The sequence below is a fragment of the Burkholderia sp. Z1 genome (assembly GCF_014893795.1).
Classification (GTDB): domain Bacteria; phylum Pseudomonadota; class Gammaproteobacteria; order Burkholderiales; family Burkholderiaceae; genus Burkholderia; species Burkholderia theae.
Genome location: NZ_JACFYL010000002.1, coordinates 2,799,772 through 2,813,874, shown reverse-complemented (window position 1 = coordinate 2,813,874; position 14,103 = coordinate 2,799,772). Strand labels below are relative to the sequence as shown.

Genomic DNA, 14,103 nt, shown 5'->3' with positions numbered 1-14,103 from the left:
TCAGCGCACCGGCGCGTGCGCGTCGAGCAACTGCCGGTGGCGCGCTTCGGTCGCGTCGTCGGCGGGAAACATGCACTCCATGCGCAGCTCCTGCGCAGCGGCGCTTTGCGGCGTGCCGACCGTCGTGACCAGCGAGAAGTAACGCAGCACGACGCCTTCGTGGACGAAGCCGATCGGAATGACCGGCAGCGCGGGCGCGGCGGCCGGCGCCGGCGGCGTTTTCCAGTCGCGCGGCGCATCGGGGCACGCGAGCAGGTCGTCGAGCAGCTGCCGCGTGTCGTCGTCGATCACGCGGCCGACCGATTCGCGATACACGCGCTGCAGCAGGCTGCGCGATACGCTGTCCCAGTCGGCCACGAACGGCCGCATGCCGAGCGGATCGAACATCAGGCGCAGCAGGTTGCGCGGGCCGTCGCGCGCAGCCATGTCGATGAAGCAGTTGAAAAAGCGCGGCGCCGCGTCGTTGCTCATCAGCACGTTCCAGTGGCGGTCCATCACGATCGCCGGAAACGGATCGTGCTGGCGGACGACCCGTTCGAGCGCGCGGATCACGCCGTGCATTTCCTGCGCGTCCCACGGCGCTTCCGAATACACGGGCGCATACCCGGCCGCGAGCAGCAGTGCGTTGCGTTCGCGCAGCGGCACGTCCAGCGTCTGCGCGAGCGTCAGCAGCGTGTCGCGGCCCGGCACGCTGCGCCCGCTTTCGATGAAGCTGATCTGGCGCTGCGAGATGCCCGCGTCGAGCGACAGGTCGAGCTGGCTCACGCCGCGCACGTCGCGCCAGTAGCGCAACAGCTGCCCCAGTTCGCGTGGCGGCGCGTTCGGATCGCGACGGCTGGCGTTCATCGGATTTCCCTGATCGTGGCGTGATCGACGCGAACGACTATATCGGACTCACGCGGCGCCCGCCTGCCACGCGAACGCGTCGAACGGCGCTTCGAGCGTTGGCCGCGCCACGCTGCCGACGTAGTTCGTGATCGTCGACGCGGCAACCACCGCGATCACTTCGAGCAACTGTTCGGCGCTGAATCCGGCCGCGGCGAACGATTGCCGGTCGGCGTCGGCGAGACGGCCGCGGGTTTCGATCAGCGCGCGCGCCGTGGCCGACAGCGCGGCCAGTTTCGCGTCGCCGGGCAGGCCGCCGCGCCGGATCGCGTCGACGTCGGCGGCGGGCACGCCCTGTTTCAGCGCGAGCGCGGAATGGAACGCGACCGGCCACTCGCTCGCGTTCGTGACGGCGTTGGTGAGCAGGAGCGTCTGGATCTGCGGTTCGGTGAGGCTGCTGGCGTGCACGCGCTCGAACAGGCCGATGAACCCGTTGATCAGCACCGGCGACGCGGCCATGGCCGCCGCGATGTTCGGGATCAGGCCGAAGGTTTGCTGGAGCTGACGGAGCACGGGCTGCGATTCGGCCGGCGCCGAGTCGATGGTATGAAGCGGATAGGCGGACATGATGTCTCCCGGGCGAGGAGCGCCGCCGGAATGGCGGCGCGACACCCGAAGCGTAGGGACGGGCGTGCCGCGCGCCAATTACATGGGATGTAATCGTTTGTCGTGCACGCGGCGGCCGGCCGTCCCGCGCATCCGTTAACCGCCTTGCTTGACCAACCCTGCCAGCGTCTTCATTGCCTGCAGATACGGATACGGCCCGTGGCTGATGCGGGCCACGCCGTAGTCCGCGAGTTCGGCGAGCGTCGGCGTGTCCGACACGCGCATCACGTTCACCGGTAGCGGAGACGCGGCCGTCAACTGGCGAATGAGCGCCGGCGAGCGCAGGCCCGGCACGAACAGGCCGTCGGCGCCGGCTGCCGCATAAGCGCGGGCGCGTTTCAGCGTTTCGTCGAGCAACCGTTCGTCGTGCGTATCGGCCGGCGCCTTGAAGAACACGTCGGTCCGCGCGTTGATGAAGTAGTCGGCGCCCGCGCGATCGGCCTCCTGCCGTGCCGCCGCGAGACGCGCCGCTGCTGCTTCGACGTCGCGCAATTCGCCCGTCCCCGGAAAGCTGTCCTCGAGGTTGCAGCCGATCGCGCCGGCCTCGATGCTGAGCGCGATCGTTTCGGCGACATCCTCGGGCCGCTCGCCGTAGCCGCTTTCGAGGTCGACGGTGACCGGCAGGTCCGTCGCGCGTGCGATCCGCGCAAGCACTTCCATCATCAACGCGCGCGGCATCTGCTCGCCATCGACGAATCCGTTGGCCACGGCCACCGACCAGCTTCCGGTCGCCAGCGCGACCGCGCCTGCGTCGGCCACCGTGCGTGCGCTACCGGCGTCCCACACGTTGAACAGCGTCAGCGGCTGGCCCGCGCGGTGAAGCGACCGGAAAACCGCGCCTTTCTCATTGCTGCTCATGTTCACTGCTCCTTGTAAAAACCGGGTCGGTGGTGGTGCCGAACGAGACTGCCACAGTATCGAGCGCCGCGAGGAAGTCGCGTGCGTCGAACAATTCGCCGAGGCTGCGCACGCCGCCCGACGTCATGGTGTTGCCGGTCACCAGGCGCACGGCCGCCTCGACGATGATCGGCGCGCTGACCGCGTAGATGTCGCGTCCCGACGCCGTCGCGCGGTGCGTCGTGCCGCCCTGTACGACGACGGCGTCCATCGCGAACTGCTGTGCCGACCGGCCCAGCGCATCGGTCGGCTCGGGCGGCGGCGTGGCCGCATCGCGCACGTCGCGCAGCGCCAGCGTCGCGAGCCACGATTCGATCGTATCGATGCGCAGATGACGCGACAGTGTCATCACTTCCGAAAACGGCACCAGCGTCACGTCGACGCTGCCGATCGGCGACGGGAACGGCCACACGCGTTCGCGTGGCGTCGACGGCACCGGCGTCGGCTTGCCGTCCCGCTGGACGAGCCGCACCGCGCGATTGCGTTCGCCCGTCACGCGCGTGCCGCGTGTCGGGTGCCAGCGGTCGAGCCCGGTCGCGATATCGACGCGGTCGATCGGTTCATCCTGGTTGGCGACGGCCGTCACGAGCAGGTCGGCCAGGCCGCCGTAGAACGCCGCGGCGGGCACGATGGTGACGCCCGCGGCGCGCGTACGGCCATCGATCTGTTCAGCCAGCGCCAGCACCGACGGCTGTTCGGCCGTCAGGTCGAGATAGGGGATGCCGGCCCGCAGCGCGGCTTCGGCCAGCGGCAGCGCGGTATCGAGGTACGGGCCCGCGCAGTTGATCACCGCAGCCGCGCCGCGCAACACGGCGTCGAGCGCGGCCGGATCGTCGATCGCGGCGACGCGCGCAGGCGCGGCGTCGCTTGTGCCGCTTTCCGCGAGCCGCGCGGCATCGCGGCCGATGCGGATCGCGCCGAGGCCGCGCCGGGCCAGTTCGTCGACGACAAACCGCCCGGTGTGACCCGTGGCGCCATAGACTGCAACCGTCATCCGATCTTCCATGATCATCTCCGATACAGAACGGTCTGTTTTATAGTACAGACCTGTAGCGTCGTCAAGCTCGCGGTGCTATGATCGGATCCATTGTTGCGGTACGGGCGGCCGTTGGCGGCCGAGCTTGGATGAAAAAGGGAACGGATACACACGGGGGCGCGCTCGATACGCGCGAGCGCATTCTGCAAACGGCCAGCGAGCTGTTCTATCGGGAAGGCACGCGCGCGGTCGGCGTGGACCTGATCGTCGCGCAGGCGGGCGTCGCGAAGACGAGCCTCTATCGTCACTTCACGACGAAGGACGACCTGATCGAGGCGTTCCTGCTGCGCGAAGACGCGGATTTCTGGGCGCACTGGGACGCGGTGGCCGGGCAATACCGGCGCACGCCGCGCGAGGAGCTGGATGCGCAACTGCAATGGATCGGCGAGCGCATTGCGCGGCCCGGCTATCGCGGTTGCCCGCAGATCAACATCGCCGCCGAATACGCGGACGGCAACCATCCGGCCCGCAAGGTCGCCGTCGCGCACAAGCAGGAGCTACGGCGCCGGCTGACCGAACTGGCGAGCGCGATGCGAATCGACGAACCGGAAACCTTCGCGCTGCGGCTCGCGACGGTCATCGACGGCGCGCTGAGCAGCGGGCAGGCGCTGCATGCGCACGGGCCCGTGCGCTTCCTGCAGGAATTCGCGCAACTGCTGCTGCCGAAGAAGGGCAGGAAGTAGGGCGGCACGCGGCCGCGATCCGCGCGCCGGTTCAGTCGCGTGCCGCCGGCTCTACCGACAGCGCGCGCAACTGGCCGCGCAACAGATCGACTTCTCCCGGCGCGAATTGCCGTTCGATCTCGGCATGGGTCTGCTGCCACAGCGGAAACGCCTCGGCCAGCAGGTCGTGGCCGGCCGGCGTCAGTTCGAGCAGGCGGCTGCGCCCGTCGTCCGGATCCTGCATGATCGTCACGAGCCCGCGCCGCTCGAGCGGCTTGAGCGCGGCCGTCAGCGTGGTGCGGTCCATCGCGAGCAGCGACGCGACCGATTTCATCGGAGCCGGCTGCGGCCGGTTCAGCGACATCAGCAGCGAAAACTGCCCGTTGGTGAGATCCAGCGGACGCAGCACATCGTCGAAGATGCGCGCAAGGTTGCGCGCCGCGCGCTGCATGTGCAGGCACAGGCAGCAATCGCGCACCATCAGCGTCGTTTCGAAAGGGAGCTTTTCTTTTCGTGCCATGTTGCAATTGTGTTGATATCAACCTATCTTGTCAAGGTCGAGGCGCGGCAGCCCGTCGCGCCCGTCACCGGAGGAGAAAGCATGAGTGCTCAACAGCAGTTGTATCTCGCCGTATTCCTCGGCAGCAAGGACAGCCCGGCGATGCAGGCGTGGGTCGCGCTCCCGGAGCAGGAGCGGCACGCGCGCGAGCGGGAAGGTATGGCCGCGTGGCATGCGTGGGTCGACCGTCATCAGGATGCGATCGTCGAGATGGGCGGGCCGCTCGGCAAGACCAAGACCATCGATGCCCGCGGCATCCAGGACACGTCCAACGCGTTGAGCGGCTTCACCGTCGTGCGGGCGGCGTCACACGAGGCGGCGGCCGCGCTGTTCGAAGGCCATCCGCATTTCACGATTTTCCCGGGCGAGTCGATCGACGTGATGCCGGTGCTGGCGATTCCCGGCGCGTGAACGATCGCGGCCGCCGCTTCGCGTTGATGCGTTGATGGGTCGACGCGCCGTGGCCGGCTTGCGGACATTTTCCCGACATTTCTGGATGGAGATTTGCGATGAAGCTTTACGGATTCGCCGGCACCCGCTCGCAACGCGCGCTGTGGGGGCTGAAGGAACTGGATGCGGATTTCGAGTTCGTGTCGGTCAACCTGCTCGCGGGCGAGCACAAGCGGCCGGAATTCCTGCGCATCAATCCGGCCGGCAAGGTGCCGGTGCTGGTGGACGGCGATCGCGTGATTCCCGAGTCGGCCGCGATCGTGCTGTATCTCGCGGACAAGTACCCGGAGAAGGCGTTGCTGCCGGTCGATCCGGCGGTGCGTGCGCAGGTGTATCGGTGGGTCATGTTCGCGGTGACGGAGCTCGAGCAGCCGCTGTGGCGGATCACGCGGCACACGTTCCTCTATCCGCCGGAGAAGCGTTCGCCGGCCGACATCGAGTTGGCGCGCGAGGATTTCGCGACGATGGCCGTGATCCTCGACAAGCATCTCGAAGGGCGCGAATTCATCGTCGGCGACACGCTGACGGTGGCCGATTGCGTGACGGCCTACCTGATCGACTGGGCCAGCGAATGCCACCTGATCGAACCGTTCCCGCAACTGCGTGCGTATCTCGAACGGCTGTATGCGCGGCCCAAGGCACCGCAGCGGATCGCGGAGGCGCGCAAGGCGGCGTGACGAAGGGTGGCCGATCGCGCCGGACGGCATGATCGGCCGCACCGTTTCGCTCGCCCGCGGTCACGGCAGCTTGTCGGGCCCGCCGAGCGCGCGACACAGCATCGACAGGTCGCTGAGGGTGAGGTGCGCCGACGCGGGATGCTGCGTCTCGCGCGCCACGTCCGGCTGAGGGTCGCGCACCACCCAGGCCGCCTGAAGCCCCGCGTTCAATGCGCCGACGATATCGAGGTGGTAGTCATCCCCGACGTGCAGCAATTCCGCCGGACGCACACTGAGTGCCTGCGCCGCTGCATGGAAGATTTCGGGTTCCGGCTTCGCGATCCCGAACGCACGCGCGCTGAGCGTTTCCCGAAAGTATTCGCCGCCGCCGGTCAGCCGGAGATCCGCGTTGCCATTGGTCACCGCAATCAACGGAAACCGGGCGCTCAACCACGCCAGCGCCGGCAACGCATCGTCGTAGAACTCGACCCGGTTGCGTGCGGCATAGAAGACTTCGTACGCAGGGTCGGCCAGCGCGACATCCGCGTTCGCGCGTGCCAGCGCAAGCCGGATCGATCCGAGTCTCAGCGCGCGAAAGTCGTTGGCGAGGTCCGGGCGAGAACGTTCGTATTCCTCACGTAACTCGCTCATCGTCTGCTGCGTGGGCAGGATGCTCGCGGTATCGGGCGCATGCTCGATCAGCCACGCGCGAAGCGTCGCTTCGGCGCGTGCGACGGATGGACCGAACGGCCACAGGGTGTCGTCCAGGTCGAACGAGAGGGCGGATACTTTGGCGAGACGCATGCGGTTGAAGTGAGGGAGGTCGTTTACCAGGGCCACGGAATGGAGATTCCGGTGCCGTTTTCGAGAGCCTGTGCGTACAGGAAGCGCGCGACGGTCAGGTCCTGCAGCGCGAGCCCGGTCATGTCGAATACGGTGATCTCGTTCGGCGCGCGGCTGATCGACACCGTTCCGGCAAGCAGGTCGCCGATTTCCGTGCGCGGCAAGTCCGGCGCCCACTGGCATTCGCCGATGCTGCGCGCCTGCTCGTGATCGTCGACGAAAATGCGCGCGCGTTCCAGCACGCCGGCCGGAAGTTCGCGCTTGCCTGCCGTGTCGGCGCCCACGCAGGTCAGGTGGGTGCCCGGCTGAACCGCGTCCGCATCGAACAACGCGCCGCCGCCGGGCGTTGCCGTGATGACGACATCGCTATCGGCCACCGCGTCGTTCCGGTCGCGCGCCACGCGGATCGTACATCGTTCCCGGAAAGCGGATTCGAAGAGCGGATCCGGCTCGCCGCCGACGTTCACGTACTGCACCGTGCAACGTTGCGGCAGCAGCCGGAGCGCGTAGTCGAGCTGGACGCGCGCCTGCACGCCGGTGCCGAACACGCAGAGCCGCGTGCTGTCGGGGCGGGCCAGCAGCTGCAGCCCGAGGCCGCCTGCGGCGCCGGTCCGTGCGGTCGTGATCGCGTTGCCGTCCATGATGCACAGCGGGCGGCCCGTGGCCGGATCGAACAGCGCGACGGTTGCCTGATGCGGCTCGCCGCCGAGGCCGCGGTTGCCGGGCCAGAATCCGGCCGCCTTGAAACCGAGAAGATCCTGGCTCGCGACGTCGCCCGACTTGATGCCGAACACGCCGCCCGTATGCAGCTTCTCGCGGACCACCGGGAACACGCGCCCGGCCCTCTGGCTGTGCAGCACAAAGGCTTCACGAACCGCCGCCATCACTTGCTCGGCCTGAAGGGCGGGCCCGACGGCGTCGCGGTCGAGAAGGAGGAGTCGGGCGTCTGTCGGCATGTCGGGTGAGTTTTTCCGGAGCAGGGCGATTCGAGAAGGTTTAAAGTGTGTCCAAATTTAGACAAATAGTCAATGTCTGGGCGGATGACGCGAATGCGCAGTGCCGTTCACCACCCGTAGAAGCGCGGCCATGCGTGGACGACGCCGTCTTCGTCGATCGCCTGATATTCGGGGTGTTGCGCGCCGGTCGCGCATGCGTGATTCGGCAGGATGCGCAGGCGGGTGCCGATCGGAAACCGCTGCGCGATGCCCGCGTCGGGCGCGCCCGCGCGCGACACGATACCGTGCTCCTGGTTGGCGGCGCTCACCACGTAGTCGCCGAGCACATCGCCATCTTCGGTGCAGACCTGCCCGTAGCCGAAATCGCGGCCCTGGCGCTGCGTGCCGCGGTCGCGGCTCATGGCCATCCAGCCTGCGTCGACGATTGCCCAGCCTTTCTCTTCCTGGTGTCCGATCACGGTGGTCAGTACCGACAGCGCGATATCGGACAGTTCGCACACGCCGATGTTGTGCATCACGAGGTCGAACATCACGTACACGCCGGCGCGAACCTCGGTGACGCCGTCAAGGCGTTCCGCCGCGAGAGCGGTGGGCGTCGAACCGATACTGACGACCGGGCAGGGCAATCCGGCGGCCCGCAGACGCTCGGCGGCGCGCACGGTGCGGCTGCGCTCCTGTTCGGCAATCGCCGCCAGCGCTTCTGGCGTGTTGTATTCGTAGCTGGAGCCCGCGTGGGCGAGCACCCCGCCGAGCGTCATCCCGCCGTCGACCAGCGCGCGGCCGACGTCGATCAGCAGGTCGGCCTCGGGCGGGACGCCCGAGCGATGGCCGTCGACGTCGACCTCGATCCACACTTCGAAGCGCTCGCCGCGTTCGCGCCCGAATGCCGCGATGGCGTGTGCGGCGGGCAGACTGTCGGCGACGATCTTCAGGTCGCAGCCCTGCCGGCGCAGCGCCAGCGCCTGGCCCAGCTTGGCGGGCACCATGCCGACCGCGTAGACGATGTCGCGGATGCCGCCCGCGAAGAATTGTTCGGCTTCCTTGAGCGTCGACACCGTGATGCCCCGCGCGCCCGCCGCGAGCTGCGCGTCGACCACGTGCCGGCATTTGGTGGTCTTGACGTGCGGCCGGAACCGGACGCCGAGTGCGTCCAGATGCGCCTGCATGCGGTCGATGTTGCGACGCATGCGGCCGGCATCGATCAATGCGGCCGGGGTGTTGAGGGTTTGAATGTTCACGCTGCGTTGCCTTGGAGGGTTGCCGATGCGAACACTGTAGGGCCGTCGCCGCGCGCGGTGTTTAACGCACACCTAATCCGTCATTAAATGCCGTTTAATCGGCAGAATCGGCGTGCCGTAGCGCGCGCTCATGGTTTGCCGCGCCACTGCGGCGGGCTGAGAAACCGCGTCGCGGCTTCGAGAAAAACGCGTTGCCGCGCGGAGCGGCCGGTGCGCGACGGCAGCAGCGCCGTCACCGGCGCGGGCGGCAGGTTCCAGCCGGGCAACAACCGGACGAGCTTACCGTTCGCCAGCAGCGGGGCGACGTCCCACTCGGAGCGCTCGACGATCCCGAGCCCGGCCAGCGCCCAATCCGTGATGACGCTGCCGTCGTTGGAGGACAGCGCGCCGGTGACGCGGATCACCGTGGCGCGTCGCGGCTCGCCTTTGGCGTCGCCGCTCGGCGAGAAGCGCCAGCGCGGGATGTCCTCGTCGTTCTCGCGCAGGCACAGGCAGTCGTATCGGGTCAGGTCGGACGGATGATTCAGTTCCGTGATGCGACGTGCATAAGCGGGGCTCGCGCACAGGAAACGCTCGTTGGGCGCGAGCGGATACCCGATCCACGAAGAAGATTTGAGGCTGCCGACGTGGACGACCACGTCGGCCCCCGACGCGCTGGTCAACGGGCTCTCCGACAGGTGGAGCGAGATTTCCAGCTTCGGATGCGCGCGCTGCACGTCGCGCACGATCCGGGCGACGTACTTGCGCCCGAAGCCGAGCGGAGCGACGACGCGCAGCGTGCCCTGCACGTCGCCGTGGTCGCCCGCGATGTTGACCGGTAGCGCTTCCACGCGCTCGAGAATGTCCACAGCCTCCTGGTAAAGCCGTTGCCCTTCGTCGGTCAGCGCAATGCCTTTCGGCTGCCGCACGGCGAGCCGCGCGTTCAAGCGCGCTTCCATCCGCTGCAGGCGAATCGTGACTGCGGGCGGTGTGAGATCGAGCAACCGGGCAGCGGAAGCCAACGAGCGCGACGTGCCGATCGCGCGAACGAGGCGCAGGTCATCGAGATCGAGCATTTCATATCCCTTAATGCTGGCGTTGCCGGGCATTAAACCGTACATCACGCGATGAATCCATCGCCGCGGCTGCACGCCTCCTTGCGCTTACGCGTGCAGCCCGAAAATCAGCGACCGGTGCACCCCCACACCGGCCGCGACCCCCGACGCCGACGCGAACGTTGCATTGGTCATCGGCGTCGACGCGTCGCCGGCCACAAATACGCCCGTGACACTCGTCTGCTTCATCGCGTCGACCCGGACGACCGGGCCGAGCGGCCCTTCGTCGAACGCACAGCCGAGCTGTTGCGCGAGATCGCTGGCCATCACCGTGCGCGCGCCGACGAACAGCGCATCGATCGGCACGACCTGCCCGTCGGCGAGCCGCAACGCGTCGATCCGCGGCGCATCGCCGAGGATCTCGACGACCGGCGAGCGCTCGATGCGCACGTCGCGCGCGTCGAGCAACGCGGCTTCTTCTTCATTCGCGTCGACCACGCCCTGCGTGAACCACGTCGTCGGGCCCCAGTCCGGAATCAGGATCGCTTGATGCACGGACAGCGGATGCGTGGCCAGCACGCCGAGCTGCCGGCCGCTCACCTCGAAGCCATGGCAATACGGACAGTGCAGCACGCTGATGCCCCAGCGTTCCGCGAGCCCCGGCAACTCGGGCAGTTCGTCGCGGATGCCGGTCGCGAGTATCAGCCGGTCGGCGCTCGCGCGGCTGCCGTCCGACAGCGTCACGTGGAAGCGGCCGTCCGCATCGCGCTCGGCCGTGCGCGCCTCGCCTTCGATCCGCTGCACGGTCGGATACGCGGCAAGCTGCGCGGCGGCCTCGGCAACGATCTGCGCGGGCGGCTTGCCGTCCTGCCCGAAAAAACCGTGCGCGTGTTCGGCAAAGCGGTTGCGCGGCCGGCCGGCGTCGATCACGAGCACGCGGCGTCGCGCCCGCGCAAGCTGCATCGCGGCCGACAGCCCCGCAAAGCTGCCGCCGATCACGATCACTTCATGATGGGTATGCATGCACCAACTCCTTTCCTGAATGTGCGTGGATGACGACGTGTCCCGCTGGCGGCCAACTCATGAAACACGTGAAGTTGCATGATAGGACGATGGTATCATTCATGCAACTTCAGAAGTTTCGAGAGAAGGGAGTCCCGCCCGTGAGAACCGACAGTCGTTTGTCGCGCATGCTGCATGCGCTGATCCACATGGACCAGGCCGACGGCCCGCTGACGTCGGAAGCGATCGCGACGATGCTGTGCACGAATCCGGTCGTCGTGCGGCGCCTGCTGGGCGGCTTGCGCGACTGCGGCTACGTGCAGTCGGAGAAAGGGCACGGCGGCGGCTGGGTGCTGAGCGTCGCGCTCGACGACATCACGCTGCTCGACGTCTATCGCGCGGTGGGCGCACCGCCGCTGTTCTCCGATCTGGTGCCCGAGGACGAGCCCGAATGCCTGGTCGAACAGGCGGTCAACGCGCATCTGTCGGCCACGCTTAAGGACGCCGAAGCGTCGCTGCTGGCGCGCTTCGGCGAAGTCACGCTCGGCATGCTGTCGCGCGATTTCGAAACGAAGGCCGCGCTGCGGGGCTATACGCGCTGACGCGCCGCAGCATCGCGATCGATCGCGCCTGACGTGCAATCCGGTACGATCCGCCGCGGCCGAAACCGTCGCGCCGCGATGTTCTGTCCCCCAACTTCTGCCCGGTTCGCCCGCCACAGGGCAAAATACGGGTTTTCCGCACCCGCGAGGGCGCGACCGAATCACGCGCCGGGCGGCGCCAGTGCGCATCGCGCACGCCGCTGCCCGGCGCCCAGGCAAGATCGCTCGCCGTGACGCGAGCCCACAGGAGTCCAGACCCCATGCCCGAATCCAACCTGTCCTTCTTCGGCCGGCTGTCGCTTGCCGTCGGCACGTTCTTCTCCGTGCTCGGCAACCGCGAGTTCGCGGCCGGCGTGCTGCGCGTGCGCGACGGCGCCCCGGCACCGGTCGCACCGGCACCGGCCGCGGCACCCGTGGCACCCGCGCCCGTGAAGGCGCCGGCGCCCGAGCTGCGCGAAGCGAGCCCGCAGGCCGCGCTGCAACTGCTCGGCCTGCTGCAGCGCGATGCGCGCTTCATCGACTTCGTCGAGGAAGACATCGCCGGCTACGCGGACGCCGAGATCGGCGCGGCCGCACGCCTCGTGCATGACGGCTGCCGCGCCGCGTTGCGCGAACACTTCACGATCGTGCCGGTGCGCGACGAAGCCGAAGGCAGCCGCGTGACGCTGCCGGCCGGCTTCGACGCGACGGCCGTGCGCGTGACGGGCAACGTGGTCGGCTCGGCGCCGTTCACGGGCACCGTCAGCCATCGCGGCTGGCGCGTGGCCGACGTGCGCCTGCCGAAGCTGACGGGCAGCCACGACGCATCGGTGGTCGCACCGGCGGAGGTGGAACTGTGAACGATCCGCGCTATTCGATCGGTATCGACCTCGGTACGACCCATTGCGCGCTGTCGTATGTCGACAGCGCCGCGAGCGACGGCGAAAAGATCACGCAGCAAGTGCTGCCGATCGCGCAGCTCACCGCACCCGGCGCGCTGGAATCGCGCGACCTGCTGCCGTCGTTCCTCTACCTGCCGCATGAAAGCGAACTGACGCAGGGCGACCTGACGCTGCCGTGGACGGCGTCGCGCGGCTTCGCGGTCGGCGAGATGGCACGCACCCGCGGCGCGGGTACGCCGATCCGCCTCGTGTCGAGCGCGAAAAGCTGGCTGTGCCACGCGGGCGTCGACCGCCGCGCGGCGATCCTGCCGAGCGATGCGCCGCCCGAGGTCGCGCGCGTGTCGCCGCTGGAAAGCTCGATCCGCTACCTGACGCACCTGCGCGAAGCGTGGGACCACGCGCATCCCGATGCGCCGTTCGCCGACCAGGACGTGACGGTCACGATCCCCGCGTCGTTCGACCCGGCCGCGCGCGAACTGACCGCCGAGGCCGCACGCGCCGCCGGCTATTCGCGGATGACGCTGCTCGAGGAGCCGCAGGCCGCGCTCTACAGCTGGATCCAGAAGAGCCAGGGCGGCTGGCGCAAGCAGGTGCAGGTCGGCGACCTGATCCTGTGCGTCGACGTCGGCGGCGGCACGACCGACCTGTCGCTGATCGCGGTGGTCGAGCGCGACGGCAATCTCGAACTGCATCGCGTGGCGGTCGGCGAGCACATCCTGCTCGGCGGCGACAACATGGATCTCGCGCTGGCACACATCGTCGCACGCAAGCTCGCGCAGCAGGGCACGCAGGCCGATCCGTGGCAACTGCGCGCACTCACGTACGCGTGCCGCGCCGCGAAGGAAACGCTGCTGTCCGACCCGTCGACCGACGCGGTGCCGCTCGTCGTGCCGAGCCGCGGCTCGAAGCTGATCGGCGGTTCGATCCGCACGGAACTCACGCGCGCGGAACTCACGCAGACGATCCTCGAAGGCTTCTTCCCGCAGGTCGACGCGGCCGCGCGCCCGGTGAGCCGCGCGCGCGTCGGCCTGACGCAGCTCGGCCTGCCGTATGCGCAGGACGCGGGCATCACGCGCCATCTCGCGGCGTTCCTCGGCCGCCAGGTCGCGGCGCTCGACACGCTCGAAGGCGTGCAGCGCACGCTGCCGCAGGGCGCGACGTTCCTGCATCCGACGGCCGTGCTGTTCAACGGCGGCGTGTTCAAGTCGACGCTGCTCACGCAGCGCGTGCTCGATACGCTCAATAGCTGGCTCGCCGCCGAAGGCGCGCCGCCCGCGCGCCTGCTCGAAGGCGCGGATCTCGATCTCGCGGTCGCGCGCGGTGCGGCTTATTACGGCTATGTGAAGCGCGGCCGCGGCGTGCGGATTCGCGGCGGCACGGCGCGCGCGTACTACGTCGCGATCGAATCGGCGATGCCGGCGGTGCCGGGGCTCGAACCGCCGGTGCAGGCGCTGTGCGTCGCGCCGTTCGGGATGGAGGAAGGCTCGGACGCAGCGTTGCCGCCGCAGGAGTTCGGCCTCGTCGTCGGCGAACCGGTGCAGTTCCGCTTCTTCGGTTCGTCGGTGCGCCGCCAGGACCAGGTCGGCACGCTGCTCGACTACTGGTCGGCGGAAGAGCTGCAGGAGCTCGAGGAAATCCAGGCGACGCTGCCCGCCGAAGGGCGCACGGTCGGCGAGATCGTGCCGGTGAAGCTGCATGCGCGCGTGACCGAAGCCGGCACGCTCGAGCTTGAAGCGATCCCGAGCGGCACGAACGAGCGCTGGAAGGTCGAGTTCGACGTGCGCGGCGCCGCCTGA

Annotated in this window: 16 protein-coding genes; 6 read left to right on the top strand and 10 right to left on the bottom strand. The window is 68.5% G+C overall.

Features of this window, described 5'->3' with window-relative positions:
* From H3H55_RS29500 to H3H55_RS29485, 4 genes are all read right to left on the bottom strand, one after another.
* The gene (locus H3H55_RS29500; RefSeq protein WP_193101280.1) at positions 1–846 is read right to left on the bottom strand and encodes a helix-turn-helix domain-containing protein; all 846 of its coding nucleotides are present in this window, start codon (positions 844–846) and stop codon (positions 1–3) included.
* A gap of 48 nt (positions 847–894) precedes the next feature.
* Positions 895–1,452, bottom strand: a complete 558-nt coding sequence (locus H3H55_RS29495) for a carboxymuconolactone decarboxylase family protein (RefSeq protein ID WP_193101279.1) — start codon at positions 1,450–1,452, stop codon at positions 895–897.
* A 135-nt stretch (positions 1,453–1,587) separates the two neighbouring features.
* Complete coding sequence (locus H3H55_RS29490) at positions 1,588–2,349, bottom strand: isocitrate lyase/PEP mutase family protein (protein WP_193101278.1); 762 nt, start codon at positions 2,347–2,349, stop codon at positions 1,588–1,590.
* Entirely contained in the window at positions 2,336–3,394 is a 1,059-nt protein-coding gene (locus H3H55_RS29485; protein ID WP_193101277.1) for a saccharopine dehydrogenase family protein, read from the bottom strand. The genes H3H55_RS29490 and H3H55_RS29485 overlap by 14 nt, the downstream gene beginning before the upstream one ends.
* A gap of 119 nt (positions 3,395–3,513) precedes the next feature.
* Between H3H55_RS29485 and H3H55_RS29480 the strand changes: the two genes are divergently transcribed.
* Complete coding sequence (locus H3H55_RS29480; protein ID WP_193101276.1) at positions 3,514–4,107, top strand: TetR/AcrR family transcriptional regulator; 594 nt, start codon at positions 3,514–3,516, stop codon at positions 4,105–4,107.
* Between the two features lie 31 nt (positions 4,108–4,138).
* Here H3H55_RS29480 and H3H55_RS29475 read toward each other — a convergent pair whose 3' ends face one another.
* Positions 4,139–4,606 (bottom strand): MarR family winged helix-turn-helix transcriptional regulator, encoded by a 468-nt coding sequence (locus tag H3H55_RS29475; RefSeq protein ID WP_193101275.1) that lies wholly within the window; start codon positions 4,604–4,606, stop codon positions 4,139–4,141.
* Between the two features lie 81 nt (positions 4,607–4,687).
* On the opposite strand from H3H55_RS29475, the gene H3H55_RS29470 reads away from it, so the two are divergent.
* Both H3H55_RS29470 and H3H55_RS29465 read left to right on the top strand, forming a co-directional pair.
* Positions 4,688–5,056 carry a YciI family protein gene (locus H3H55_RS29470; RefSeq protein WP_193101274.1) on the top strand — a complete coding sequence of 123 codons (369 nt, stop codon included), beginning with the start codon at positions 4,688–4,690 and terminating at the stop codon, positions 5,054–5,056.
* A gap of 98 nt (positions 5,057–5,154) precedes the next feature.
* Complete coding sequence (locus tag H3H55_RS29465; protein WP_193101273.1) at positions 5,155–5,772, top strand: glutathione S-transferase family protein; 618 nt, start codon at positions 5,155–5,157, stop codon at positions 5,770–5,772.
* 60 nt (positions 5,773–5,832) lie between these two features.
* Here H3H55_RS29465 and H3H55_RS29460 read toward each other — a convergent pair whose 3' ends face one another.
* The 5 genes from H3H55_RS29460 to H3H55_RS29440 all read right to left on the bottom strand — a co-directional run bounded on the left by H3H55_RS29460 (position 5,833) and on the right by H3H55_RS29440 (position 10,845).
* On the bottom strand, positions 5,833–6,555 hold the full coding sequence (locus tag H3H55_RS29460; RefSeq protein ID WP_193102228.1) for an HAD family hydrolase: 723 nt from the start codon (positions 6,553–6,555) through the stop codon (positions 5,833–5,835).
* Between the two features lie 23 nt (positions 6,556–6,578).
* On the bottom strand, positions 6,579–7,550 hold the full coding sequence (locus H3H55_RS29455; protein WP_193101272.1) for an ornithine cyclodeaminase family protein: 972 nt from the start codon (positions 7,548–7,550) through the stop codon (positions 6,579–6,581).
* 107 nt (positions 7,551–7,657) lie between these two features.
* On the bottom strand, positions 7,658–8,788 hold the full coding sequence (locus H3H55_RS29450; protein WP_193101271.1) for a DSD1 family PLP-dependent enzyme: 1,131 nt from the start codon (positions 8,786–8,788) through the stop codon (positions 7,658–7,660).
* Positions 8,789–8,916: 128 nt separating this feature from the next.
* Positions 8,917–9,843 carry a LysR family transcriptional regulator gene (locus tag H3H55_RS29445; protein WP_193102226.1) on the bottom strand — a complete coding sequence of 309 codons (927 nt, stop codon included), beginning with the start codon at positions 9,841–9,843 and terminating at the stop codon, positions 8,917–8,919.
* A gap of 87 nt (positions 9,844–9,930) precedes the next feature.
* On the bottom strand, positions 9,931–10,845 hold the full coding sequence (locus tag H3H55_RS29440; RefSeq protein ID WP_193101270.1) for an NAD(P)/FAD-dependent oxidoreductase: 915 nt from the start codon (positions 10,843–10,845) through the stop codon (positions 9,931–9,933).
* Positions 10,846–10,985: 140 nt separating this feature from the next.
* Between H3H55_RS29440 and H3H55_RS29435 the strand changes: the two genes are divergently transcribed.
* The 3 genes from H3H55_RS29435 to H3H55_RS29425 all read left to right on the top strand — a co-directional run bounded on the left by H3H55_RS29435 (position 10,986) and on the right by H3H55_RS29425 (position 14,103).
* Positions 10,986–11,426 (top strand): Rrf2 family transcriptional regulator, encoded by a 441-nt coding sequence (locus H3H55_RS29435; RefSeq protein ID WP_048248218.1) that lies wholly within the window; start codon positions 10,986–10,988, stop codon positions 11,424–11,426.
* A gap of 260 nt (positions 11,427–11,686) precedes the next feature.
* Positions 11,687–12,265 carry a DUF2760 domain-containing protein gene (locus tag H3H55_RS29430; RefSeq protein ID WP_048248217.1) on the top strand — a complete coding sequence of 193 codons (579 nt, stop codon included), beginning with the start codon at positions 11,687–11,689 and terminating at the stop codon, positions 12,263–12,265.
* On the top strand, positions 12,262–14,103 hold the full coding sequence (locus H3H55_RS29425; RefSeq protein WP_193101269.1) for an Hsp70 family protein: 1,842 nt from the start codon (positions 12,262–12,264) through the stop codon (positions 14,101–14,103). The genes H3H55_RS29430 and H3H55_RS29425 overlap by 4 nt, the downstream gene beginning before the upstream one ends.